The 24499-nt window shown below is 70.4% G+C and carries 20 protein-coding genes, 1 tRNA gene and 1 pseudogene; 6 read left to right on the top strand and 16 right to left on the bottom strand.

The window, feature by feature from the left end; all coding sequences use genetic code 11:
• Positions 1–37 precede the first annotated feature (37 nt).
• The 3 genes from WME76_RS18170 to WME76_RS18160 all read right to left on the bottom strand — a co-directional run bounded on the left by WME76_RS18170 (position 38) and on the right by WME76_RS18160 (position 4990).
• Positions 38–1894, bottom strand: a complete 1857-nt coding sequence (locus WME76_RS18170; RefSeq protein WP_437961350.1) for a hypothetical protein — start codon at positions 1892–1894, stop codon at positions 38–40.
• 130 nt (positions 1895–2024) lie between these two features.
• A complete protein-coding gene (locus tag WME76_RS18165) occupies positions 2025–3113 on the bottom strand; it encodes an HmuY family protein (protein ID WP_437961349.1) in 1089 nt (362 codons plus the stop codon).
• Entirely contained in the window at positions 3110–4990 is a 1881-nt protein-coding gene (locus tag WME76_RS18160; RefSeq protein ID WP_437961348.1) for a TonB-dependent receptor plug domain-containing protein, read from the bottom strand. Before WME76_RS18160 ends, WME76_RS18165 begins: the two co-directional genes overlap by 4 nt.
• A gap of 663 nt (positions 4991–5653) precedes the next feature.
• Here WME76_RS18160 and WME76_RS18155 point away from each other — a divergent pair.
• Both WME76_RS18155 and WME76_RS18150 read left to right on the top strand, forming a co-directional pair.
• Entirely contained in the window at positions 5654–5902 is a 249-nt protein-coding gene (locus tag WME76_RS18155) for a hypothetical protein (RefSeq protein WP_437291991.1), read from the top strand.
• 225 nt (positions 5903–6127) lie between these two features.
• A tRNA-Glu gene (locus tag WME76_RS18150) sits at positions 6128–6202 on the top strand.
• A 188-nt stretch (positions 6203–6390) separates the two neighbouring features.
• Here WME76_RS18150 and WME76_RS18145 read toward each other — a convergent pair.
• From WME76_RS18145 to WME76_RS18110, 8 genes and pseudogenes are all read right to left on the bottom strand, one after another.
• A pseudogene (locus WME76_RS18145) lies at positions 6391–7251 on the bottom strand (tyrosine-type recombinase/integrase); the annotation flags it as partial.
• A 210-nt stretch (positions 7252–7461) separates the two neighbouring features.
• Complete coding sequence (locus WME76_RS18140) at positions 7462–8163, bottom strand: helix-turn-helix domain-containing protein (RefSeq protein WP_437961347.1); 702 nt, start codon at positions 8161–8163, stop codon at positions 7462–7464.
• A complete protein-coding gene (locus WME76_RS18135) occupies positions 8160–8864 on the bottom strand; it encodes a recombinase family protein (RefSeq protein WP_437961346.1) in 705 nt (234 codons plus the stop codon). Before WME76_RS18135 ends, WME76_RS18140 begins: the two co-directional genes overlap by 4 nt.
• 31 nt (positions 8865–8895) lie before the next feature.
• Entirely contained in the window at positions 8896–9444 is a 549-nt protein-coding gene (locus WME76_RS18130; protein ID WP_437961345.1) for a hypothetical protein, read from the bottom strand.
• A gap of 1279 nt (positions 9445–10723) precedes the next feature.
• Positions 10724–11143 (bottom strand): hypothetical protein, encoded by a 420-nt coding sequence (locus WME76_RS18125; protein WP_437961344.1) that lies wholly within the window; start codon positions 11141–11143, stop codon positions 10724–10726.
• A gap of 324 nt (positions 11144–11467) precedes the next feature.
• Positions 11468–12328: a hypothetical protein gene (locus WME76_RS18120; RefSeq protein ID WP_437961343.1), complete on the bottom strand. Its 861-nt coding sequence runs from the start codon at positions 12326–12328 to the stop codon at positions 11468–11470.
• Between the two features lie 207 nt (positions 12329–12535).
• The gene (locus WME76_RS18115; protein ID WP_437961342.1) at positions 12536–12829 is read right to left on the bottom strand and encodes a hypothetical protein; all 294 of its coding nucleotides are present in this window, start codon (positions 12827–12829) and stop codon (positions 12536–12538) included.
• Positions 12826–13320 (bottom strand): RNA polymerase sigma factor, encoded by a 495-nt coding sequence (locus WME76_RS18110; protein WP_437961341.1) that lies wholly within the window; start codon positions 13318–13320, stop codon positions 12826–12828. Before WME76_RS18110 ends, WME76_RS18115 begins: the two co-directional genes overlap by 4 nt.
• A 431-nt stretch (positions 13321–13751) precedes the next feature.
• Here WME76_RS18110 and WME76_RS18105 point away from each other — a divergent pair, with 431 nt between their 5' ends.
• Positions 13752–14495: a hypothetical protein gene (locus WME76_RS18105; protein WP_437961340.1), complete on the top strand. Its 744-nt coding sequence runs from the start codon at positions 13752–13754 to the stop codon at positions 14493–14495.
• Positions 14496–14706: 211 nt separating this feature from the next.
• Here WME76_RS18105 and WME76_RS18100 read toward each other — a convergent pair whose 3' ends face one another.
• From WME76_RS18100 to WME76_RS18090, 3 genes are all read right to left on the bottom strand, one after another.
• A complete protein-coding gene (locus WME76_RS18100) occupies positions 14707–14835 on the bottom strand; it encodes a hypothetical protein (RefSeq protein ID WP_437961339.1) in 129 nt (42 codons plus the stop codon).
• A gap of 16 nt (positions 14836–14851) precedes the next feature.
• Positions 14852–15271, bottom strand: coding sequence for a SprT-like domain-containing protein (locus WME76_RS18095; RefSeq protein WP_437961338.1), 420 nt, complete (start codon positions 15269–15271; stop codon positions 14852–14854).
• A gap of 727 nt (positions 15272–15998) precedes the next feature.
• The gene (locus WME76_RS18090; protein ID WP_437961337.1) at positions 15999–16250 is read right to left on the bottom strand and encodes a hypothetical protein; all 252 of its coding nucleotides are present in this window, start codon (positions 16248–16250) and stop codon (positions 15999–16001) included.
• A gap of 605 nt (positions 16251–16855) precedes the next feature.
• Here WME76_RS18090 and WME76_RS18085 point away from each other — a divergent pair.
• The 3 genes from WME76_RS18085 (at position 16856) to WME76_RS18075 (ending at position 20303) form a co-directional block, all read left to right on the top strand.
• Positions 16856–17410 (top strand): hypothetical protein, encoded by a 555-nt coding sequence (locus WME76_RS18085; RefSeq protein ID WP_437961336.1) that lies wholly within the window; start codon positions 16856–16858, stop codon positions 17408–17410.
• A 207-nt stretch (positions 17411–17617) separates the two neighbouring features.
• The gene (locus WME76_RS18080) at positions 17618–19255 is read left to right on the top strand and encodes a hypothetical protein (protein WP_437961335.1); all 1638 of its coding nucleotides are present in this window, start codon (positions 17618–17620) and stop codon (positions 19253–19255) included.
• Positions 19245–20303 (top strand): hypothetical protein, encoded by a 1059-nt coding sequence (locus WME76_RS18075; protein ID WP_437961334.1) that lies wholly within the window; start codon positions 19245–19247, stop codon positions 20301–20303. Before WME76_RS18080 ends, WME76_RS18075 begins: the two co-directional genes overlap by 11 nt.
• Before the next feature lie 218 nt (positions 20304–20521).
• Here WME76_RS18075 and WME76_RS18070 read toward each other — a convergent pair whose 3' ends face one another.
• Positions 20522–23323, bottom strand: coding sequence for a hypothetical protein (locus WME76_RS18070; protein ID WP_437961333.1), 2802 nt, complete (start codon positions 23321–23323; stop codon positions 20522–20524).
• Positions 23320–24399 carry a hypothetical protein gene (locus WME76_RS18065; RefSeq protein WP_437961332.1) on the bottom strand — a complete coding sequence of 360 codons (1080 nt, stop codon included), beginning with the start codon at positions 24397–24399 and terminating at the stop codon, positions 23320–23322. The genes WME76_RS18070 and WME76_RS18065 overlap by 4 nt, the downstream gene beginning before the upstream one ends.
• Positions 24400–24499 lie beyond the last annotated feature (100 nt).

The raw sequence follows: 24499 nt of genomic DNA, 5'->3' as shown, positions 1-24499 counted from the left end.
CAGCGCTGGGCGCCGGCGCCGGGCGCCCGCCGCGGCCTCACCGCGCGGCGCGGGTCGCCATCCGGCCGACCACCGTGTCGGGGTCGGCGGCGAGGCGCGCGGCGAGCGCGCGGGCGGCGGCGGGCGAGGCGGCGGCGACCCCCTGGATCGCGCCGAGGCGCGCGTGGCGCGGCAGGCGCGGGTCCACGGCGAGCGCCTCGAGGTCGGCGAGCACGCGCGCGGAGGGCGCGGAGGGCGCGGCGGCAACAGGCGCGGCGGCGACGGGCGCGGCGGCGCGGCCCGCGGCGGCGAGGGCGCGCGCCCTGGCCTGGACCGGCGCGCCGGGATCGCGGCCGACAGCGAGCAGCCGGTCGGCGTCGGCGCCGCCTGTCGCGCGGAGCAGCGCGAAGTAGTCCGCGCCCGCCGCCGCGCTGTGCCCGCAGAAGTGCCCTCCCAGCAGGGTCGCGGCGCGCGACGGGAGCGCGGCCGCCCAGGCGCGGTCGCCAGGCGCAGGCGCCACGCCGTGGCCGGCGCCGTGGCCGGCCTGACCGCGGCCGGCCGGGTCCGGAGCGCGGCCGGCGGGGGATGGGCCGCGGCCCGCCGGGAGCGGGTCGGCCGCGCCGCCTCCGTTCTCGACGATCCCGCGGTAGACCGCGCTCGCCTGCACGATCGTCGTCTGCTGCGGCGTCATCCTGCCCGAGAAGTCGCCCCCGGTCGGAAACATGATGTTGTCGTAGTCGGGACAGAGCTCGGCCAGATCGAGCACGTCGTCGCACCGCCCGGTGTCGTCGAGCGGGTCGGCGAAGGCGGGCTCGAACTCGGTGGTGTGGAACAGCCCGGTGAAATGGCCGAGCTCGTGGCGCAGAATGGCCGTGTCGACCTTGGGATCCTCGTAGAGCGTCACCACGATGCCGCTGAGATGCGTGCCGTGCTCCACGGCGACCGAGGGCGCGGAGGGCGTCGCGCCGGCAGCGCCGTCGAGCCTGCCGCCGAACTGTGACACGGCGATCACGTTGAGCGCCGGCCGGCCGCGGGCGCCGGCCGTCTGCTCGAGCAAGCTCGGAAGGAGCTCCTCGTCGATGAAACCCCACTCCGCTCCCAGGCGATGTACCGTGACGCTGCTCACGTCGAGGTCCACGAACCCCTGGTAGGCCCGGCGCAGCGCGCTCTGCAGGTAATCCTCGGAGATCGCGTCTCCCGCGATGAAGGCGTTGATGTCGAGCTTCCCGCCGTGAAAGCGCCCGTCGAGCGTCTGGCGGCGCCACACCGAGAGGCGCGCTGGCGCCGTCGGCAGGCCGAAGCTGCCGTCGCCGATCGTGATCCAGTACGTGCCTGGCACAAGTGGCACGGCCGCGGCCGCGCCCGTCTGGGGCACGGCCGCCGTGCCGATCCCCTGGTTGTAGAAGCTCGCCAGGGTGCCGGGGATCGTGTAGTCCGCCATGAACGTCCTGCCGTCAGGGCCGGAGATCTCCGCGATGCCGATCGGATCGAAGCTCGGCGGCGAGGTCATGAGCTGCGCGATCGCCGTGAAGCCGAGGGTGCCTGCCGGGATATCCACCGGGACGGGGACACCGACGGTGATCTCGCCGAGATCCTCCTCGACGAGCGGCGGAATCGGCGGCGCGCCGCCCTCGCCGATGTCGCCGCCCTGGCCGGAGCCCGTCGTGTCGGGCGTGACGGCGCTCGTGCTGCGGCCGGTCCCCCAGGAACCCCCGGCACCCCCGGTGCCCTCGGGCGGCTCGAACCCGTCGACCACCACGTTGCCGCCGCAGGCCCCCGCGGCGAGCGCGGCGAGGACACCCGCGGCGAACAGGCCCCCGCGGCGCGCCCGCGTCGCCCCGCGCCCGCCCCCCGGTGTCCCTTGCTGGCGGGACCGACCTGTGGCGCTCGATACGGGGGCAAGCGACTCTGTCATAAGCAGGCTCCTTACGAGAGGTGAGGGGTGTGCCTCACCGAGCGCGCGCAGTATGGTCGCGTCGCTCTGCGATGTCACGCGCCGCGCATTCTCTCGACCGCGCCGCGGCGCACGAGGGCGCGCGTGTCGGTCATTCCACCTGCTTGACGCGCATTATCACCCGTCCCGGGGATGCGTCCGTCGCGCCCTCGAAGCGCTCGAATACGGCCACGAAGCGCGATTGGCCGTCTGCGCTCTGGACGAGCCACGCGGCGTCCTTCGCCGGCGCGGGCGGGCTCGATCCGGGCTCGATCCAGCGCCCGGTGAAGGCGGTCGCCACGTGGTCGCCGCGGTAGCGGACGGCGGGATCCGTGAGGGCCTGGTGGTCGGCCGCGTCGAACCGCGCTTCCTCCGACGCGGCGGTGCGCTCCTTGACGTCGGCGAGCGCCTCGGACCTTGTCTCTTGCTCCTGGAGATCGGCGCCGCGCGCGGCGCCGGGGCCGCCGAGCTCGCCGTTGACGCTGACGAGCGATCGGCGGAAGCAGACGTGCCACTCCGTCGATTCGCGCGCCTCGGCCGGCGTGAGCATCAGTCGCCGGTTGCCCGCGAGGTCGAGGCAGGCGCTCGGCGCGCTCTCGAGGGCGTCGATGCCGCCCGCTGTCGCGTCGAGATCCTTGATCTCGACGGTCTCGCCGACGCCGTCGGGGAGCACCTCGGCGACCCGGAGCTGGTAGAGCGCGGTGACCGGCGCGCCGTCCACCTCTCCGTAAAAGGAGAGGATCTGGAGCTTCCAGTGGCGGCCTTCGTGCTCGATCGCGTGGATGTGATACCGGCTGAAGGCGACGTGCGACTCGCCGTCGTAGGCGTACCACTGCGTGAAGGCACCGCCGGCCTCGTCCGTGAGGAGGAACGGGGTGCTCGGGAGCTGGCCCGCCCTGGTGTCGTCGAGGCTGAGCGGCAGCGCCCCGCCGTCGCCGGGGCCGCTGAGGCCGCTGTTGGTGAAGACGTCATAGCCCGAGAGGGCGAGATCCCAGTCGGTGGACGCCGCGCCGTCGTCGGCCGGGGCGACGATCTCGGGCGTGGCGAGCCGGAGGAAGACGCGGCCGGAGGCCGGCACCTCGACCTCGAGGAGCGCGCCGTCCTCCGTCGGCGCGCCCCCGCTCGAGCCCCTGTCGCCCACATCGTCGCTGCACGCGGGGGTGAGAAGGAGAAGCGCTGCGACGACTGACCCTCTTGTCATGAGTCCTCCCACGGTAGCTCGGCGATCACGCCGAGGTAGACGGTGCGCCCCTCGAGGGGCCGGTGATCGCCGAGGCGGTCAGGGTCCTTCTGCGCGCCCAGGACGTTCCTGACGCCGACGTAGGCCTGCGACGAGGGCCAGAGCGGCCGCGCGAGCCGCGCGTCGAGCGTGGTGAAGCCGGGCGCGCGCAGGCCTGCCGCGACGAACGCGCTGGTGATGGTCCGGAGCCGGGTGACGAGCTCGAAGCGGAGCGGCAGGTCGGCGCGGAGCGCCGCCTGCGCTGTGTGCGGGGGCCTGCCGGAGAGCGGCTGATCGGGGACGGCGGGGTCGTCGTTGCGCGTCCAGAGGTAGGCATAGCCGGCCTCGGCGCGGAGCCACGCTGCCGCCTGGAACGTCGCCGAGAGCTCGACACCCGCGGTGCGCGCCCTCGCGATGTTCATGTAGGTATACGTGTCGACGCCGCCGGACGAGTTCATGTCGGTCGACGTGTCGACGCCGGACGAGCGGATGGGCCTCGGGTCGATGTCGATCAGGTGATCGACCCAGTTCGCGAAGGCGCCGCCGCGGAGGGTGAGGCCTTCTCCGGGGGTCCACGTGACGTCGCCGTTCACGCCCCAGGACGTCTCGGGGGCGAGATCCGGGTTGCCCTCGAGGATGTAGCCGAGGCCCGAGTGGTCGAACGAGAAGCCGAGCTCCTTCGCGCTGGGCGGGCGGAAGCCTTGCCCGCCGGAGATGCGCAGGGTGAGCGACGGCGCGGGCCGGTAGGCGAGGGCGAGGCGCGGGGCGATGACGCCGCCGTAGCGCGGCCAGTACTCGCCGCGGACGCCGGGCATGAGGGTGAGGCGGTCGGTGATCTTCCAGGCGAGCTGGCCGTAGAGCGCGGCGCTGCCGAGCTCGGTGTCGGGCACCTCGTCGAAGGCGCTCTGCGAGGTGCCCGAGGTGGAGACCTCCGTGGTCGTGAGCTCCTGGGTGAGCGACTCCACCTCGGCGCGGCCGCCGAGCACCCAGGTGAGCTGCCCGTGGGCGAGGGTGGCGACGGCCTCGTAGCTCTGGAGGGTGCCCGAGCGCTCGCGCAGCTCCGAGAGGGGCGAGCCGCGCAGGTCGCGGCCGCTCGTCCGGAAGGCCCACTGCCGGCCGGCGGCGAGGCGCAGGTTGGAGCCGCCGCCGAGGTCGATGGTCTCGGTGAGGTGGAGGGTGACGCGGTCGGTCACCTCGGGGAGATCGAAGAGGTACGGGCGGAGGCCTGGTCGCACGAGCTGCTCGAGGCCGTCCTGCGCGTCGTGGATCCACCGGGCGCGGAGGCGCACGTCGATGCCGCGGCCGAGCGCGGCGCCGGCGCGCAGGCCGACGAGGTGCTGGGCGCGCTCGGGCAGGGCGGTGGCGGGGTTGCCCTCGAGGAGGGAGAGGCTGTCCTCGCGCTGGAACGAGGCGTCGGCGCTGGCCCAGGCGCGCTCGCCGCGGTAGGCGCCGGAGCCCTGGACGAGGAGCCCCGTGCGGCTGCGGCCTTCGAGGCGGCCGCGGCCGCTGAAGCCCGGGTGGGCGGGGGGGCCGGAGAGGACGTTGACGACGCCGCCGATGGCGCTCGCGCCGTAGAGGGAGCTCGTCGGCCCGGTGACGAGCTCGATGCGGGAGACGTCGCTGAGCGGGAGGGAGGAGAGGTCGATGGCGCCGCCGGCGTCGCCGATGACGCGCTCGCCGTCCTCGAGGACGAGGACGCGCTCGAGGTCGAATCCCTGGATCTGGATGGCGCTCGGGTTGCCGAGCGAGCCGTAGGCGCTCGGGTTGACCTGGACGCCGAGCTCGCCGTCGAGCGCCTCGCCGACGTTGGTGGCGCCGCGGCGCTCGGCCTCGTCGCGGCTGATGACGCGCGTGCGCACCGTGGCGCGCTGGCTGCTCTCGGGGGTGCGGGTGCCGGTGACGACGACCTCGAGAGGGGGAGGCGGCGAGGGGGCGGGCGGCGGGGAGGGGGGAGATGGGGGAGGAGATGGCGCGGGCTGCGCGGCAGGCGCGGGCGACGTGGGTTGTCCGGGAGGTGCGGGCTGCGCGGCCTGGGGCTGCGCGGGGGGCGCGGGCTGCGCGAGCGCTGGGCGGGCAGAGACGGCCGAGAAGAGCGCCGGGAGAAGGCAGAAGGCGAGCGGGGCGGCGCGCGTCAGGCGCCGGCGTCGGTGCACGGTCCTCCCGGGGACATGGGTACAGCAGGCGCTAGGCCCGGAAGCGGAAGCATGAGGGAGAGCTCGGGTCCGTGTGGCGCAAGGTGGGTGGCCCGGCGCCCATGGTCGCCCGATTCAGGGCGGTCGTCCAGCGGTTCGGGGCAGGTGGTGGCGCGTCGGCGTGCGCAGGAGCGTGCGCCTGGGCGTGCACCGGACCGTGCGCGTGCACGCACGCGGACGTGCTCGAGGCAGGGCGCGCCCAGGAACAGGACGGAGCTCCGTGCCGGGCGAATGGCACGCCGAGCTCACCAGCATTTCGTTGGCCCCTTGCGGTGCGCCTCGACGGCTCCAGGTGCTCTGGAGAAGCCGGAACAGCTCGAGGAGGTGCGCATGAAGGCGAACGAGAAGGCGACGAAGGACCAGGGGGCAGCGACGCCCAGGGGCGCCGCGGGCGCGGCCCAGCAGGAGCGGCAGGGCGGCGGCGACCAGCACCGGCACGTTCCAGGAGACCCGGTCGAGGGCCACGAGGCCACGGCAGACAAGGAGCCGGAACAGAAGGTGGACGAGACCGTCGAGGACTCGTTCCCCGCGAGCGACGCCCCCTCCTGGACGCCGTCCAAGAGCGGCGAGGCCGACTAGGCCGGCGAGGCCGACCAGACCGGCGAGGTCGGCCAGGCCGCCAGGTTGAGGCAACGGCCGGCACGCGGGGCGCCACCCACGCCCCCGCGAAGCCCGCCACGGCGAGCCGCCGAACGCGGCGCGGTCCCTGTGGCGGGCCTCGTGGGGGACAGGAACGGAGCGGACGGAGCGCGTAGGGCTTGCATTGCTCGACGACGGCAGGTAGCTTCCCGCGCCGCATCGCCGGTCCCCATCGTCTAGCCCGGCCCAGGACTCAGCCCTTTCAAGGCTGCTACGCGGGTTCGAATCCCGCTGGGGACGCTCCGCTTTCCGTAAGTATTTCCGCGCAGTAGGCCCCAGGTGGCCGGTCCCTCGGACGATTCGTCGGACGAAACCAGGAGCGCGGCAGGGAGCGGAGGGAACGGGTCGCCCACGGGGTGCATGAGGTTCTCGGCCTCGCGCACATAGCCCATGGTCGTTGCGATGTCCTCGTGGCCGGCGCGGCGCATGATCTTGATCGGCTCATCGCCGCGAAGGGCCATCCACGTGATGCCAGTCGCGCGGAGATCGTGGAAGGTGAGCTGTTTGCGGGTGGCGTCGTTGGCGAAGAGCTCGGCGCGCTCGATGCCGGCCCACCCGAGGTATTGCCGCAAGCGCACCGAGAGATCGCAGCTGGACGGCATGTTGATCACGCGGCCCCGGGATGCCTTTCCCTGCATCGCCAGGAGCAGCGGGAGCAGCGTGGGCTCGATGGGAATGCGGCGCGGGTTGTTGGTCTTCGTCTCCTTTACCTCTCCGGTCTCGGAGCGATCGACGGCTCGGTGGATGTGGATGAGGCGTCGATCGATGTCGACGTCTTCCCATTCGAGCGCTTCGAGCTCAGCGGCGCGCGTGTAGGTGTAGACCGAGAGCGCGAACAGCTGGCGCCAGCGGATCGGCACGCGGTCGCATGAGACCACGGCAAGGAACTCCGAGGGGAATATATAGCTCTTGCTCTTCTTCACCCCTTCATCCGGGCCGCGGACGCCGGCAGCGGGGTTGTCGTCGCGCACGCGCAGCGCCAGGACCTTGGAGCGGCAGGCATCATCGAAGAGCTTGGAGACGACCCCCCACACGTTCTTGGCTGTCTTCCACGAGAGCTCTTTCGCGCGCACGCGGGCGTCGAGGTCTTCCACGAAGCGCTCGAGATCCGACCGGCCGATCGCCGTGATGGCCGTCTCTCCGAGGGCCGGGAGTACCCACTTCCGGAGGCGCCCGCGATCGTCGCCCACTGAAGTGAGGCCGCGCTCATCGCGGGCCGCGCACCAGCGATCGGCGTAGGCGCGCAGGGGTTCGCCCGCGGGCGCGTCCGCCTCCGAAGCGGGTTGCATGGTGCCGTTCTCGACGCGGGCGAGCTCGGCCAGGCGCCGGGCGTGGTCGCGGGCGCGAGCTTCCGAGAGGCCAGACGGCAGGCAGACCCGCGGGCGCGAGCCATCGGCCAGCGTGAGACGCGCATCGTAGTGGTCGCCGTGGCGCTCGATCGTTCCGGTGCGAGGTCGGGGCATGCGTCGGTGTCTCCTTCAGGGCGCGGCGGGCGCGGTCTACTTCTGCTTCGCCTCCCACGCGCGCAGGGCGCGTGCGAGGGCTGCCACCTTCTCGGGGGGCATCGGCGGCTTCGTGGCGTTCTGCGTGTGAAAGCGGCTGATCTGGGACCGCTCGACACCGGAGAGCTTCGCGAGCTGGGCTTGGGTAAGGCCCCGCTCGAAACAGCGGGCCATGAGCTCGCGGACGTCGCTCTCGCTGCTCTCACGAGCGGGAGAGCGCGCGGGCGGAGCCGCGGGCGCGGGGGCTGCGGCAGGCTGGCGCAGCGTCGAGATCAAGCCCTTGATGACCGACGACCGCGACACCTTGTCCGCAAGGCCGGGCGGCGCGATAGCGCGCTGGCGCTCGACCTCTGCATCCACGGTCTCGACCTCTCCCGGGGTGAGCCGGACGTGGACCATGACACCGGCGACGGTGCTGCGGTCTTCCTTCGGGGGGCGGCCCATGCGTGCCATGCTCTTGATCCTTTCCTTCACGGCTTCGTCGACTTCTCGACGCTCTTCTCCGGAGACGATGCGAACGATCGCGCAGAACCGCGGCCAGGGCTGCGCGAGCGCCCACGCACGGAAGGCGCCGGGCGGGTCCGCGTGCTTCAGGATCTTCTGGCAGAGCTCACGGGTCGCCGGGTCGGGGTTCGGCTCGGCCAGGGCATGCCGAACCGCTGCGCTACCCCATATCTTGCACGCGATGGAGAAACTCACTCTCTCGACCTCGCGAGCACCTTTCGCACGGTTTCAGCCGCCCAGCTACCACCCCGCTTCGTCCGATATCCCTCGTCCGTCAAGGTGGCTGCGATCTCGCGCAGCGAGAGGCCATCGACGCGGAGCGCGAGGATCCGATCGACGGTCGCAGCCTCGTCCTGCACGTGGGCGATGATGCGCCGGCCGTCTGCATCGGCCTCCCCGGTGTGGACCCACCCGAGCGCCGCCCCGCCGAGCCGCACGCCATCGGCGCGAAGCTGGGCGAGCGCGTCACGCGTGCGCTCGGCGGTCGCTTCGCGCTCCCACTGCGAGACCGACGCGAGCACGTTCAGCACGAGGCGACCCGCGGCAGAGCGCGTATCGATCGAATCGGCGACCGACAGGAGCGAGAAGCGATCGGCGAAGTACCCGGCGATCAACGCGTCGAGGTCGCGCACGCTGCGCGTGAGCCGATCGAGCTTGACCACGAGCAGCGCGGAAGCCTGGCCAGCGTCGAGCATGCCGAGGGCGCGTTGCAGGCCGGGGCGGTCGAGCGTCTTGGCGCTGACGCCGGGGTCTTCGATGATGTCCACGAGGTCGAGATCCATGGCGGTCGCGTAGGCCACGAGCTTCGTCCGCTGCGCCGCGAGGCTCACGCCGCCGTCCGCCTGCTGCTCGGTCGAGACCCGCACGTAACCGATCGCCCTCGTCCGCTCGCCCATGTGTACATTGTGTATCTCAATATGTATTCGGTCAAGGGCGACCGCGATCGAGCTCTGCCGGCATCGCCCACGACTGCGACGCGGGCGCGTGCGCCGTCTCGACGGTCGCGCTCCACGCGACCGCGGCGGCATCTCGGGCATGCTCGCTCGACCGGGCGGGCCAGCCGGCGACCCGCGCGCGGATGGCGGCGGCGAGCGCGGCGTCGCCTGCTCTGGCGCATCCCAGGGCCGAGCGCACCGCCTGGAGCGTCGCGGTGCGGACGATGAGCCCCCGCGCCGCCGCGAGGCCGGCGAGCTCGGCCCCGACCCATGACGCGCCACAGAGCTCGCTGGCCATGGCAGGACCGAACCGCGGGCGGGGGAAGACGCGGACGACCCGCTCGACGGCGACCAGCGCGGGGCAGTAGCGCGAGAGCAGCGCCCCCGCGGCGGCGCGCAGGGCCTCGATCCCGGGATCGCCGGCGAGGTCGACGGGAAGCACGCCGGAGCCGACGTGCCGCGCGCCTGCCGCGTCCACGTCGAGCGCTGCCCATCCCACGCGGGCGGCGCCAGGGTCGAACCCGAGCACGATGGTTTCCATCGGGAAAACCTCACGTCCCCCAGCACGCGGCATGCCGGCCCCGGCTGATTTACCGCGAGTAAATCAGCCGGGGCCGGCATGCCGCGTGCGGGGGACGTCGGAAGAACAATGTCCTAGCTGCGTCCTGTCAAGATATTTCTGCTCCCGCTCACGGCGCCGATGGGCTGCCTTTCGGCACTTGTTCGAGCACCATCGCGCGTGACGTCGCCTGTTCTCCGGCATCGATCGTTCGCACCGGGCGCACCGCGCGGACGCCTCCTCTGGGGGGAGGGACGCTTTCTGCGCGAAGGCGCTTTCGTCGGGCTGCTGCCTTCTGAGGACTTCGAGAACGCTCGTCCAAGCAGCGGCGAACGGCCCCGAAGCGAACACGTCCGCGTCGAGGCGCCGACGGCCGTACTCGATCGGCCAGGGCTTGAACGCGTACCGGAGCACCTTCGGCACTTCACCAAAGAGCTCGAGAGACGATCCTTGCTGGTGCTCACCCCAGCCCGTCACCTCTTTGAGGGTGCATGCCGATGCGCGGGCGCCTGTCCGGCGGCACCACGTGCCGCGCGCCGCTGCGGCGTTGCACGTCAAGACGAGCCCGTGTAGATGCTCCGCTCCTTCTTTTCCACGGTCGATCACGAGGACCGCCCCCTCACCCGGGCGTGCCGCGATGAGGGAGGTGAACGGTGCGGCGTGGTCGCGCACATGCCGGTCATCGCGAACCGTGAGGGACGCGCTCGCAAGGGTAAGAGACTGCCCGCGGCATGCGAGCAGGATCGGCCAGAGCCGCACGAGGAGCTCCCAGGGGGCGGCGCCGTCATCCGCGTCTCCAGGGAAGTGCAGAGCGGGAGAGGTGTCATCGGGCGTAGAGAGGGGGAAGCAGAGGCCGCTATCAAGTAAGGCGACTGAGGGGTCACGGTCCGTACCGAGGCGTTGAGAGCCAGCGGATCCATGCGATGGGTGTAGGGCCAAAGACTCGACGAGACCCCGGGGATTTCGCTTGCCGAGGGCTGCAAGCTCGCTGCCCTCGTGTCCGGATGGGCCGGATGGCGAAGCGTCCCCCCGGCCGGCGAAAGCGTCCCCCCGGCCGGCGAAAGCGTCCCCCCGGCCGGCGAAAGCGTCCCCCCGGCCGGCGAAAGCGTCCCCCCGGCCGGCGAAAGCGTCCCCCGCGACAGCCGGCTCGCGGGTCGTGTCCCTGGGTGGCCAGGCGGTATCGCCCGCGAGCCGGAAGGCTTCAAGAGCGCCAGGGGGGCCTCCAGAGGGCCGTCCTCTGCTGCGGTCGCTACGCTGCACCTCAACGCCCGCGGGAGTGCTTCCGGTGACGTGCGGGTGCGGCGTCGTTCGCCGGCTGGAGCCGAACACCCGCCCTTTGGAGGAGGGCGCGATCGTCGTCCGCGTCGTCTACGGGCTTGCGTTCACGAGGTGCCGGCTTTCGGCTCTCGATCCAGCTCTCGACGTCGGTCCAGAGCGCGACGACCTCGCGCCGGCGTTTGAACGTGGCGAAGTCCCCGCGGCGATGGGCATCCAGAAATGCACGGGAGGAGCCGAGCGGGTTCGATTTCGCCGTTGCGTAGCGCGGCGTTGGCTGCGCGCTGATGCCGCGTGCCGCGAGCACCTCCACCAGCGCGCGCAGTGTGCGGGCGTGTGTGTCGAACGCATCCGCCTGTACGGACAACAGCGTCGCCACATCTACGGCGGTCACCGAGGCGTTCACTGCGTAGGCTCCGCCTTCGACTTCGCGCGTTCCATCTGTGCCAACCGAAGGCGAAGCCCCTGCTCTGCGATCCGGCACTGCGGGATCCCCGTTTCTTCGGAGACGACGCGGAGCCGTTCCCGAAGATCGACAGGAAGGTTGAGATTCGCAGGAGTGCGGCCCGTCCTCGGCCGGCAAGCGGTGTGGTGCTGACCCATGCGCAAGATGGTGCACCCTCCCCGGCGGCCCCGGAAGGGACTGCACCCCATGGGGGGGGATAGGGTGCACGCGGTGCACGCCATGGGGGGGGATAGGGTGCACCCTCTTGACGTCACCTCAGGCGGCTCAGGGGTCGAGGAAATGGAAAGCCGCCCGAATCTCCGCGGGGCTGTTTCCGGAGTGCTTGAACTCGTCGCGCAGGAGCTGCTCGGCGATCGTTCGTCCCAACGACTCAGTGGTGTCACGCGCGAGGAGGTCGCCGATCGCGCACAGCGCTGCACGTACGCGCTCGGCGACCTGAGCCTGTCGCTTGAAGGGGTCGGGGTCGCTCGACAGGCTTTTGATCACCGGGAAGTTGTGGACCATAAGCGTGGCGACCCTGCTGACTACTTCCTCGATCGTACATGTATTTGCCCTATATCGTTCGAGCTCAGCCTGGAGCAGGGCAGCGAGCATGTAGAAGCCACCGGAGATCTGCGAAATGCTGAGCGACCGTCCCATGGGATCTTCGAGCGGTAGGAACCCAAAGTGCCCAATCGATCCACGAGGCGGGCGAATACGCGCGCGTGCCCACTTTTCGGGCTCGCGCAGTGCCGCGGAATCGCCCTGCTCCACCGCATCGCACACCGCGGAAAGGATGTGGCATACGACTACTGCATCTTGATTAGCGTGCTGGAGCGCGAGGTCGTAGAATGCGCGCGTAACCCTCTTCAGATCGATCATCGCTGGGTGCAAGCCGGGTGGGGTTCGGATACGCTGCTCGCTTCCGTCGGACGTCTGTTTGACGACCACGGGCACGTCCACCGCGAGTTCGCCGGTAGCCTCCGCCTCTGCCGATGCCTCGATCTTTGCGGCCATCCACATCGCCATCTGATCGGGGTCGTCGAAGCGCACCTCTTCTGGGCCCACTCGGCGCCGCTTCACCTTGCCGCCACCGAGCTCGCCTGCCTTGCTCCTGCCTTTGCTTGCGCGTACCTTCTTCGCCACGGTCACCTCGCACGTGATCAATCGCGGCCGGGAGGCTCCACCCTCGCCGGCCGCATCCTTTCGAGCCTACAGCACGCGGGAGCGATGTCAGGGCCGCACGTCCGGGGAGCGATCGAGCTCCCCGGTTCCGTCGGCGGTGGCGGGGCTGAGACCGGCGGGCCGCGAGCCGCGCTTCCGCCGGGCGTGCGTCCCCGGAGGGGCGGCCGTCTACTTCTCGCGGCGCACGAAGAACCGCTCGATGGCGTCGAGCACCTGCAAGGCGCCGCGCGCTTCCCAGGCGAGCTCTCGGCCGGCGCGCGTCTTCGCGTTGAGGTGCGCGTCGAGCACGGCGGCCCAGAGCTTGTCGCGGTTCCAGGGGCGGACGGGGAACGGCAGGAGCGCCAGCGCTGCCTCGGCGATGCTGCTCAGGTCGGCCTCGGTCAGCACGACCTCCGTCAGGATCGGGGTGGGCGGCTTCGGTAGCTTCTTGCGGGCGCGCCGCCGCTTGGCTCGGCTGGTCATCGGCATCGGCGCCACCTCCGGAGCTTCATGGCCAGGGCCTTCCGGGCGATGCGCAGGCGGCTCGCCGCGGTGCTCGGGTTCATCCCGCGCCGCCGGGCGTACGCGACGAGCGACAGCGGGTCGTCCACCGATAGGATCGCCTCCAACTGCCATGGTGCGAGCTCGGCCATGGCGTCGAGCACTTCGCGCGCAGCGACCTGCGCCTCCAAGCTCGGCCCAGTCGGCTCAGGAAGCCAGCCGAGCGGCTGCGCGCTCAGGACCACGCGCCGCACGTACGCGCTCTTGAGATGGTGCCCCACCTTGCGCCAAGAGACTCCGTAGAGCCAACCGCGGAGCGCCTTGCGCGGCTCGGCCTTCGGGTCCGGCCTGTACATGCCGCGCTTCACCGAACGCCAGGCGTTCAGCAGGATCTCCTGGGCGACATCATGGCGGTCGCGCGCGGGCACGCCGCTGGCGACGATGACCGCCATGATGACCGAGCGCTCGGCCATGATCGCCTCGATCGTCGGTCGCTTCCGGGGATGTCGCGCGGCAGGCGGGCGCTTGGCCCCCTTCCGCGGGCGCTTCACCTGCTCCTCCTACGCGTCTTGAGGGAAATTCGCGGGCCGGCGGGCTCTTCGGCGGCATGAGAAGCGGACGGGCGAGGAGCCCGTCCAGAAGGCGGATCGGTTCCTTGGCCCGTCGAAGGGCGTAAGTATACAACGGACATGTCGGACCTCGTTCCTGCGGGGTTCGGCCACGCCGCCCGGGGTGTTACCAGCACCCGCGGGCGGCACTTTGCTTGCCCGGCGAGCTTACGTGGTCAGCATGAGAATGGCAATCGATACCCATGCTCGACGATGGGCGGATCGCACCGTCCGGGTTTCTGACAACGAGACGGTCGTCTCGTTGTCAATCTTCGTGAACGTTCTGGACTCCAAGCATGACGACGCCGCCCGTACCCCCCACAGAACGCCCCAACGGGAAACCATCGCGCGCAGCGACCCTGACATGTATCGGACTTGGAATAGCGCTGCTGTCGAGCCTGGTTGTTGGATTCGTCTTCAGTGACAGAGTCGCTGTCGTAGCCATCGCTGCGCCAACACTGCTGCTCCTCATGGCGTGCGCACGAAACGACCTGTTCCAGGAGATCAAGGGCGCCGGTATTGAGCTGAAACTTCGCCAGGCAGAGGAGGTAACAAGAGAAGCGAAAGCAACAATTTCAGAACTCCGGCTCGCAGCCAACACGATGGCAAGGATCTCGCTCGAACTGCTTGGCCGAGCGGGCGTACTGGGAAAGATCCCGGACGCCGATAAAATCACCATCAAGGACGACCTCATCGGCACGCTCCGGACAATAGGCGTCTCCGATGGCGAGATCGAGATGTCAACGCGGGGATTCAATGCATTGCTCCGGCTTCGGCATGCGAACAAGATCGTTGAAGCAGCCTTCGAGACTCAGCTGGAAGTCACCGAAGCCGCCAAGAGCAACGAGGTTCGCTCTAAGCTGGATGAGGCGCTCAAGCCATTAACTGACCCTGATTCACTAACCGTTTCCTCTCCCGAGCGCTACCGAGCAGCGATAGAGAAAATCGGAGTGATGGGCCCTCGGGTAGAAGAACGGCTCGTCGACTATGAGTTCTTTATCGCAAATGGCAGGATCCGCCGGCCGACGCATTGGGACTAAGTGCTTGTCATGGGCACTCAGGGCTCTGATTGCTCAAAAGACCCGCGAAACCGCTGTTGTCCTGCGCTATGCGTCCCGCGTGTGCGCTTCGTCGCGAGAGCGAGCCCCCTGCCTGCCTCCACACAGAACGCGCCGAGGAGGCGCCCGATGGTCTCGTGGGCGATGCGCGCCGCCTCCACGTCCCCCGCCGCGAGCGCCGCCCCAGCCGGCGCTACCCGCCGCGCCGACTGCGCTCGACGGCGAGGTCGATGACGCCGGCCGCGTCGGCCCGCTTGGCCGCGTCGGCGCCGGGCGCGCCGAGCAGGCGGCCGACGGTCTCGTGGTCGATGCGCGCAGCCACTGCGAGCGCGCGGTGGCTATCTGCTAGGGAGCCTCACCGACTGTGGCCAGCGCTCGGCAGCCACCGATCCGGGCACGATCCTCAGACACCCGATGCGGGCACCTATATTGTTCGCGATCTCGCAGAACCGCTTACTGTGCGACGCATGGTCTTCCTTGTACAGCGTGGCCACAGCGTGGTGGATCATCTCGTGGAGCAGCGTGTCACTGGTGTAGTCTCGCCCCTTCGCCAACACCTCCTCCGTGATTGATATCGCAGCAAACGGACCGTTCCGGCTTTCGAGGTATGGCACGTATGCATACCAGGCGTTCTTCGTTGGCATCGATCCGGGCTGGATGCCGATGAACGGCCGCTCCAGTTTGCCATCGAAATAGGTCTCATTGAGGTCGTCGAACAGGCTTAATAGCCAATCCGGGACACTGTTCTTCGTGGACATGACACACTCCTCCGTCAGAGGCGCTGCTGCAGAGCAGGGCCAGGTTGCACGCTTGTATCGTGTGCGCGGAGGGCGTACCTTTCCTTGTGGAAAGGGCGCATCCGTGCTCCCCAGAGAGCGCGCCACGCAAGCGGTAAGCGCTCGCGCACCCCGGCGATGTCGGAGTCCCGGGGCGCGCTGCTTACTGGGTGGAGCATGGATCGGGTCCAGGAGCCTGGCAAGCTCATCCGTGCGTTTTTCTGTTGATTGTTGTTGACAGGTACGAATTATGTGTTAAGGCGCGCCGCCCTCTGCCCCACCGCGGCGGGTGCGCTCCGCGGCGCTGGGCGCGACCGCCCGCATCAACGCCGGGCGCGCCGAGCAGACGGCCGATGGTCTCGTGGGCGATGCGCGCCGCCTCGACGTCGCCCGCGGCGAGCGCCGCCGCAGCGAGCGCTACCCGCCGCGCCGGCTGCGCTCGGCGGCGAGGTCGATGACGGCGGCCGCGTCGGCCCCTGGTGCGCCGAGCAGGCGGCCGATGGTCTCGTGGGCGATGCGCGCCGCCTCGACGTCGCCCGTGGCGAGCGCCGCCGCAGCGAGCGCTACCCGCCGCGCCGGCTGCGCTTGGCGGCGAGGTCGATGACGGCGGCCGCGTCGGCCCCTGGTGCGCCGAGCAGGCGGCCGATGGTCTCGTGGGCGATGCGCGCCGCCTCGACGTCGCCCGTGGCGAGCGCCGCCGCAGCGAGCGCTACCCGCCGCGCCGGCTGCGCTTGGCGGCGAGGTCGATGACGGCGGCCGCGTCGGCCCCTGGTGCGCCGAGCAGGCGGCCGATGGTCTCGTGGGCGATGCGCGCCGCCTCGACGTCGCCCGCGGCGAGCGCCGCCCTCATGCCTTCCGCCAGCTGGCCCAGCAGCACCGTCCGCGGGTCCTCCGGTTTCGTCCGCGATTCGTCCGGCTCACGAGGTTCCGCGCACTTATCCGCCGCCGTCTGCTTCGTCACCTCGCCGCCAGCATGCGGAAGTCTACGTGATTCCTGCGGATCTTGACGCTTTTCCAGGGTTCGAATCCCGCTGGGGACGCCACGGTTTTGTAAGTAGATTCGCGGAGTTGGGCCCAGTGGACCGGCCCTTCTGACGAGTCTCTGACGTAACCAGGAGCGCGGCAGGGAGCGGTGGGAAGGGCTCGCTCACGGAGTGCATGAGATTCCCGGCCTCGCGTACGTAGCCCATGGCCGTCGCGATGTTCTCGACCTGGCGTCGCCCCGCTTGCGCTCCTCGAGGCGGACGAGCGACTCACGGATGGCCTGCTCGAGCTTCGCCTGGCGCTCCTGCATCGCGGCCATCGCCTCGCGCTGCGACTCTCCGTGCTGCCGGAGCAACGCCGAGAGGGAGTTCTTCAGAACCGCCATCGGCGAGTTCGGAAGCTCCGGGTTCATCGCCGACAGGAGGGCGGTACGGGCCGCGGCGGTCTCGCGCGCCAGGCGGCTCAGGAGCGAGTTCTCGTCGTTCGCGTCGAGGGCCTTGGTCGCGAGCGCGAGCTGCTTGCTGCGGTCTTTCGGCGCTCCAAACGGCTTCTGTTCGTGATGTATCGTACATGAGGTGAAGAATGTATGGGCAGGCGAGTAACCATGATTTGCTGGTATCACCACTGCATTGGTTCTCGATGCCCGTGCCGCTCGACGGGAACCTGATGCAGCATGCGCCAGACGAAGGCTCGCGTACAGCCCTCGGCGGTGCGGGCGTGTACTGCATCGAAGGTCGCCAGGACGCGCGTCCCGAGGGCGGGATCCTGTACATTGGTCTCGCGAACGGACGTCGAGAGGATGGTGAGCTGGAATCTGGAACGCCAGGGCAGCCGCTGCGCGAGCGCATTTTTCAATCGCTAGCAAAAGTTCGATGGTCCGCCGGGAGGGTGCGTGGGTTCTTCGCGGACGTGTGGGACCTCACGCTCCGCTGGGCAAGCGTGGATGCCGCGGATGTTGCTGAGGTGGAGCAGATCCTCATCCATGCTCATGCTCCATCGTTCGATCGGCAGCACGTGCGGAGTGAGCTCAACCTAGAGCAAGGGCGCGTTGTTCTCAACGCGGGTGACAAGGGAAGGCTCCTTCCAGTGGTCTGCAGCCTCTACTTTGATGGGCCCTTCTGGAGGAATATCGAGTAAGCTTCCCAGTTGGCACCGGCGATTTGTCAGCGCGTTATGTAGGGTACCTCTGGTCGTGATGAATCAGGAGCGGGTCGTCCAGGTTCACTGGTTTTGCGGTGCATAGCGCTGAACGGTTTTTGTTGTGTTGGATTTGATCTCACGTGGTCGCTGTGATGTCGATAGCAGGAAAGCTGCCGCCCGCGCGAGCCTGCCAGGAGGGGACCGATGAAGCCTGTGGAAGACATCGCCTGGGTATGTCCGCCGGAGCCGATCCGCGGCCTCGATCACCTCGGCGTCCAGGCGCCGTGCACGACCCTTTACACCCAGCTCCTCCCCGGCATCACGAACGTCACCGACCGGGCCCGGTACTACGCCTTCTACCCGTGGGTGATCTGGTCCTTCGAGCGCCGGTACGCCGACCACTCGCTCGATGAGTTCCGGCGCGTCCTGCGCCGGGCGGAGTGCCTCTTCGCGCTCATCGCGATCCGACACGCTCGTGCGCTCGACGACGCTGACCATGGGCGCCACGGCATCGGGATGGTCGGCCGGTTCGAGCTGCTTCGGATCGGCGATGACGTCGAGGAGATCTCGCTGAACGAGTACGCGGCCCTCGAAGGGCCGAAGCGCTACTTCAAGAACAAGCTCGGCGGGCTCGGCCAGTACTACTTCGGCCCGCTCCGCGACCTCCGCATCCTCGACCACTCGCCGCAGGGAAACGATTACCCACTCGGGTACGACCGCGAGCGGGGGCGCGAGCTCGCCGAGGCGTTCGCCAAGGGCGTCGCGGAGGATGCGTTCTTCCGGGGCCTGGAGGCATCCGCAATCACCTGGTCGGATCTCGACGAGCTCGCCTCGTTCTGCCCCTGCGGGCTCCGCGCAAGCCCCGTCGAGCAGGAGCTGTTGCACGACCTGTTCCTGGCCAGGACCGCCACATACGATGTCGATGGGGGGCCCGCGCGCCGGGCGTCGCTCGGACTGATGCTCGACCTCGTCCGGCGCGACGGAAAGAACCCGACGTACACGTACGAAGCGCTGCTGCGCGGCGCCTCGTACGCCGGAGCGCTGCCCGACGGCTCGCCATGGGAGCTGGAGGGGGCGCTGCTTCGCGCGCGCGGAGGGTGGGGGACCTACCAGCGCAACGAACTCCTCTCGGCCGCCGTCCAGGGCCTCTTCGCGGCGATCCTCCGCGCCATCCAGCGCGACCACCGCGGCGTTCTCCGGGAGTCCGCCGACGCCGCGAATGTGGGAGAGCGCTTGCTCTCGTCGTTCGGTGCGAGGCTCGCAAGGCCGCTTGCCGACGAGATCGCGCAGGTGCGAGGCGAGCTGCCGCCGCTCGCTAACTGGACGGCTCCCGAGCACGAGCTGGAGCGCGGATGGCAGCTTCTGGACCTCGGTCTCGAGGACGATCAGCTCGAGGACGCCGCCGAGAAAAGCATCCAGATCCTGCTGGCGCTGCTCGCCCGCGGCGTCGATGAGTACCCGTACGCCGACTTCGAGCTCGACCCCGAGTACTTCGACCCCCAGGAAGTCCACCTGCTCTCGCTCCGGCAGGCGTCACGCACGACGTGGGCCGCGATGAGCCTCGGCGAGTGGATCCGATGGCTCTCGGTGCACTGGTGCGTCGGCCGCCATCTCCGGGTCGCCCTCCGCAAACTCCGCGCGGAGCGCCGCGACACCTTCCGCATCCGACCGCTCGAGGGCGAGCTGCGCGTCGTGGAGGCGCCGGCGCCGACGTACACGCTCCCCCGCGTCACCAGGGCGGTGCAGATCCTCAGGGACCTCGACCTGATCGACGTCGAGGACGATGGGCTCTTGCTGACCGAGCGCGGCCGCGCCGCGCTGGAGGTGTGCCGTGGAGGATGAGCTCGCATCCATCTCGCTGATGGAGCACCTCTCCGAGCCGGGATTCCGGGCCTCGGTCATTGCGACCTACAACTGCTACTTCCCGTTCTACGAGGAGGTCGTGCTCCGGCGCCTGGTCGCCGCGGGCTGCACGCACAACGTCCTCATGATGGATGCCGCCCGGTGCGCGGAGGCGTTCGCGAGCGAGGACCGCCGCCCGCGCCGCGCGGGGAGGGACTACACGCTGATCCCCGTCGAGGTCGGCGGCGCCTTCCACCCGAAGATCCTGCTGCGCGTCGGCAAGTCGAAGGGGGCGCTGTTCGTCGGCAGCCACAACCTGACGCTGTCCGGCTTCGGGCTGAACGACGAGGTGACCACCGTGTTCCGCGCCCAGGGCGCCTCGATTCGCGGCGCCGCGGCCCCGTTCCGCGGGGCGTTCGAGTTCCTCGCCGGCCACGTCCCCTCCGGATTGCCCGACGTGGTCGAGGCGTACGAGGGCCTCAAGCTCGGCGTCCCGTGGCTGGAGGGCCCGGTCGCCGCGGACGCGGGCGATCGCGTGATCCTGACGTCCTCGGCGACGGGCGCCGATCTCTGGTCGCAGATCGTGCCCCGCGTGCCGCGCGACGTGGCGACCGCGTTCGTCTGCGCACCGTTCTTTGATCCGAAGCCCGCCTTCGCGCGCCGGCTGCTCGCGGATGTCCGGCCGCGGGAAGCCGTGATCGGGATCGACCCCGCGTCGCCCGCACGCCCAAGCCCCGGGTCGACGGCGATCGGTGGTTCATCGTACACCTCGGCCTCGCCGAGCGCCTTGCGGAGGTCCTCGCCGACCCCGCGCGCGCGGCCAGGCCCGCCCGCAGGCCGCGTCCCGGCGATCTGGTCGTGCTGGCCGAGCGGTTCTCCCCGCGCGTCCGCGTCGTGCTCGACGTCAACGCGATCGTCGGCGACGCGAAGGTGGTGCTCTTCGATGCAGGCGACGAGAGCGGCCGGCGCGAGTTCCTGGCGTCGAAGGTCGCGAGCCTGCCGTGGGAGCCCGAGCGCGGCGAGCGTGTTGCCGCATCGGCGTAGCTAGGGACGGCGAGAGTCCCATATCAGTCGACTCAGCGGCACCGTATTATCGTCCAGGACTGATGCTTTGGTTATCTTACGGGTTGATGGCCGTCGGCGCCCATACAACCATCGATCAAGATCGGAAGCTCTGCTTGAGGAGGAGCGGGACGCTCGCGGTGCTGCGGCCGATTCGTGTAACGTGTTGTAATTATTGGTATTTACGCAAATTTGCGAAGGATATCATTTTGCTGGTGTACCGCGCTTCGTCCAGTAATCGTGATAGCGTCGGTACATGTCTTGCCAAGCACTATATGCCACGGTGTCACGGCCGAACCGTTCTTTCCAGGCCGAATCGACCGCCGTTCGCGCTTGCTGGGAATGAAGCCCGTAGCGTTGAAAGATGACCTCGGTAGCCCAGGGAAACACCGCCAGCTCGGCGCACAGCGACGCGTACTGGGCTAAGGAAAGGATGGTCTCGGTTCCAGGTGGATTGAGTTGTCTGGACGGCGGTGCAGAAGCCGAGGCGCTTGGGGCGCCAAAGCTGTGCACCGGCCCGGCCGGTGGTGGCGAGAACAACGGTGTTGGCCCAGAACTATCAGCAGGCGGCCGGAAAGGCGTCACTGGGCCTGTCGGCATGATGGGCGCGCTTCGCGTCATCGTTAAGGATGTGCTCGCGTCCAGCGGATGTCTCGATGCCGGTGCCGTGTTGCTGATATCCTGTTCAGGAGATGACTGGGCGGGGCGGAACGGCAACACGGGCGCTGCTGGGATCACGGGGATCGAGACCGTACGCCCGAAGCTCGCGGACGACGATGGTTTGACACCACCAGCAGCACCGCTTTCCTTTGGATCTGTGGTGTGGAAGGGCAGCGCTGGAGGCGCCTGAAGCAGCGGTGGCGCCATCGTCTTTCCGAGATCGACAGGAGCCGTGCTCGTCGGTGTCTGATCAGGGAACGGCGGTACCGGATCCGACGCCGACCCGATCCGTCGTGGGGGCAGGGGAGAGGCTGGTCGCTCGGGCTCTCTCTCGAGGCAATGCGACCATGCGCCTGGTGTGACCCTGTGCGCGGCTACGCGAGCCCGCAGCTCGGACAGGTGCTGGCGCTGGCGTGCGACCCAGTCGTGAGGCGAGAATCGAGAGCGCAGCCCTGTGACGAGCGCGAGCTCCAAGGTGGTCTCCTCGCGTGCAGCAGGCGGGGTTGCTCGCGACTCCAGCTCGTCGAGGATCTGAAGAGGCGTGAACGCGGCGCCTCCGCGGACCTTCAACCCCGCATCCAGGCGCGGCCCCTTGTCGCGAAGCCAGGCCGACCACCGCTCGGGATCGGCGACGACGCGCTCCACCTTTCGCGTGGGCACGGGGATCCCGCCGGCCTCCGCGGCCTCGGGCGGAAGCTCGATGGCCCACGGCTCCTCCACGGTCTCGCGCAGCCCGGCGCCCGTGATGCGATCCAGCGCCTCCGCGGCGGCGGCGACGATCTCGGCGTCCTCATGCTTCAGGAAGCTCGACAGCGGCCCGACCGACTTCACGTGACCGAAGCGGCCGAGGCTGCGCAGCAGGTGCGCCGTGGGGGCAGCGCTGGCCGCGGCGAGCAGCCGATCGAGATCGCTGGCGCGCCCGACGAGGCAGAGCAGGGGGAGCGCACGCCGGCTGCGCTCGGCCGACGCGGACGCGTCGATCGTGCGGCGCAGCAGGTCGACGGCGGGCGCGTGCCCGCGCCGGAGCAGCGACTCGACGGCGGCGAGGAACACGTGGTCGTCCTCGGTCGATCCGCAGACCCGCTCCAGGTGCTCGATCGCGTCCTGCCGCGGGAGCGTGCTCGCGAGGGCGCGCGCCACGCGAACCGCGATCTCCGGCTCTTCCCGCTCGAGGAGCGCCGTGGCCACCTCGTCCGGCGTGCTCCCCCGCGCGTGCAGCACGTCGAGCGCGAGGGCGGTGAGCTCCGGCCGCCGGCTCGCGCAGAGATCCGCCATCGCGACGTCGACCGCGGGGCTCGGGGCGAGCGAGAACCCCTCCATCCACCCGGGGAGCTCCTCGGGCGGACTCTGCTTCAGGGTCATCACGGCCGCGGCCACGGTGTCGCCGCCCTCGATGCAGCCGAGCGTCAGCGCGACGGCGAACGCGCGCTCGGGATCCGGCGACTTCGCCTCTGCATGGTAGAGCGAGACGCTGGGGAGCACCGAGCCGCCCAGCGCCGCGAAGGCGTCGATCGCGTCGAGCAAGTGCTGCTCGAACGGACCCTGATCGAGCCAGGTCTCCAGGCTGTTGGGCGTCCGGAGCGTGCGGTGGTTCGCGACGTCCTCCAGGAAACCGCGCGCCAGCCGGCGGAGCAGCGCGACCTCATCGACGGCGGGCTGATAGACGGGCGGTGCCGGCTCGTCAGGCGCCGCCCCGGGCCGCGGCGGATCCGGGCTCATGAGGCGCTTCGTCAGCTCGCCAGACGCCCCGGCCTCGGCGAACGCCGCGAGCTCCTCCAGCGAGCCGGGAGGCTGGAGCGTGGGCTGCGGTAACGCAGGCCGCGGCGGAGGCTCGGCAGGATCGACGACGACATGGGGTACGAGCGGCGCTCGCGCGAACGCGTGCAGCTCCGGTACGCCGACGCTCGCGCGGAAAGGGCGCGCCGGCGGGGGCGCCCTGCGGAGGTCCCCGTGCACGAGCTCGTCGCGACGCGCGAGCTGGATACGCGTCACCGCCGCGGCCGCGCGCCGGAGCTCGGCTGCCGCGCCCTCGAGGCGGGCCATCGCGACGCGCAGCGCGTCGGCCGCGATCGGCGCGTCCACGGCCTGGAGCCGGCCCCTGCTCTCGTCCGCGATCGCGGCCGCCTCGGTCAGGCCGTCGAGGTGGGCGAGCGCGATCACCGGCGAATCGATCACCGTGTACGCGCACTGGATCGCGCGGAGCAGCTGGTCGCGCAGCGTCGCGCGATCGAGATCGGCGGGGATCTCCGCGAGCGAGAGGAGCACGTCCTCGATGGCGCTGCGTGCGGCGAGCGCCGCAGCTACGCCGGGGCTGTCGGCCGGGCCGCCCCTCTGAACGCGGGTCATGTCGGCGCCTCCTCCTCGAGGACGAGCGCGCCGCGCTCGGGTCCGTCGGAGTGCGTCGCCACCATCACCGCGCGGCATCGGGCCGAGCCCGTGGCCCACCGGACCGCGGCGATCGCCGCGAGCATCGCCGCGCTCGCCGCGCCGACATCCCCGGTCGTCAGGAGCGGCTGCTCGTGCTCGACGTCGCGCGCGAACACCAGGTGGTTCCGCGCGAGCGCGTAGGCCCACTCGTCCACCCGGTGGCGCTCGTTCGCGACGTCGGTGAGGACCCAGCCGATGCCCCGCTCGCCGACGCGCGCCATCGCCGCCGCGGCGCCCACGGCGCGCGTGATGCCCTGGCCCAGGCAGGGCTCCGGCGAGCCATAGGGCCGCGGCTCGCGCTCGACGGCCGCGGCGGCGACGCGGCCGTCGAGCGCGCGGCCGCGGCTGCGCCGCCTCAGCGTGAGCAGGAGGAAGGCGGCGCCTTCGCCGGGCATGAAGCCGTTCTCGGTCGCCGGGCCGTGGAGGCGGAGCTCGCCGTCGAGGTGCTCGAGCGCCGCGGGGTCGAAGTAGCTGTCGACGCCGCCCACCAGCGCGGCCTCCGCGCCGCTCCGGACGAGCTCCTCCATCGCGTCTCGGAACGCCGCGACGCCCCCGCCGCGGCACGCGAAGAAGAGCCGGGAGCGCTCGCGATCGACGGGCACGTTCGCGCGCGCGGCGAGCGCAGGCAGGAAGCGCTCGCGGAGGCGCGCGTCGAACCCGGGGCGCGCCTCGCTCGGGAGCGCGATGAAGAGCGGCAGCGGGGCGGCCTCCCCGCGCCGCGGAGCGGCGGAGAGCCAGGGATACGCGGCCTGGACGAGCGCGGGCGCGCCGAGCGCGAGGAGGCGATCGATGCCTGTCACGTTGTCGGCGACGGAAGAGAGCCGTACGGTGGCGATCTCGTCGCCATTGCGATCGATGAGGTGCGACCCGCGGAGCTCGAGCGAGCGCGCCCGCGCGCTCATGGCGACCTGGAGCGCCGTCAGGCCGCTGGGGCTGCGCGCGCCGACGCCGGCGATCACCACGTCGTCGGGGGAGGGCCTGCGCGTCGGGTTCATGGCAGCGCTCGCGCCGCCGATAGTGTCCGCGAACCTCGGCGATCTGGCAAGTATGTCCGCCGCCGTGGTAGCCTCGCCGCTGGGAGGCGGGGTATGGGGC

The sequence above is a fragment of the Sorangium sp. So ce119 genome (genome assembly GCF_051524405.1).
Lineage (GTDB): Bacteria > Myxococcota_A > Polyangia > Polyangiales > Polyangiaceae > Sorangium > Sorangium cellulosum_G.
This window is presented reverse-complemented; position numbering and strand designations above follow the sequence as displayed.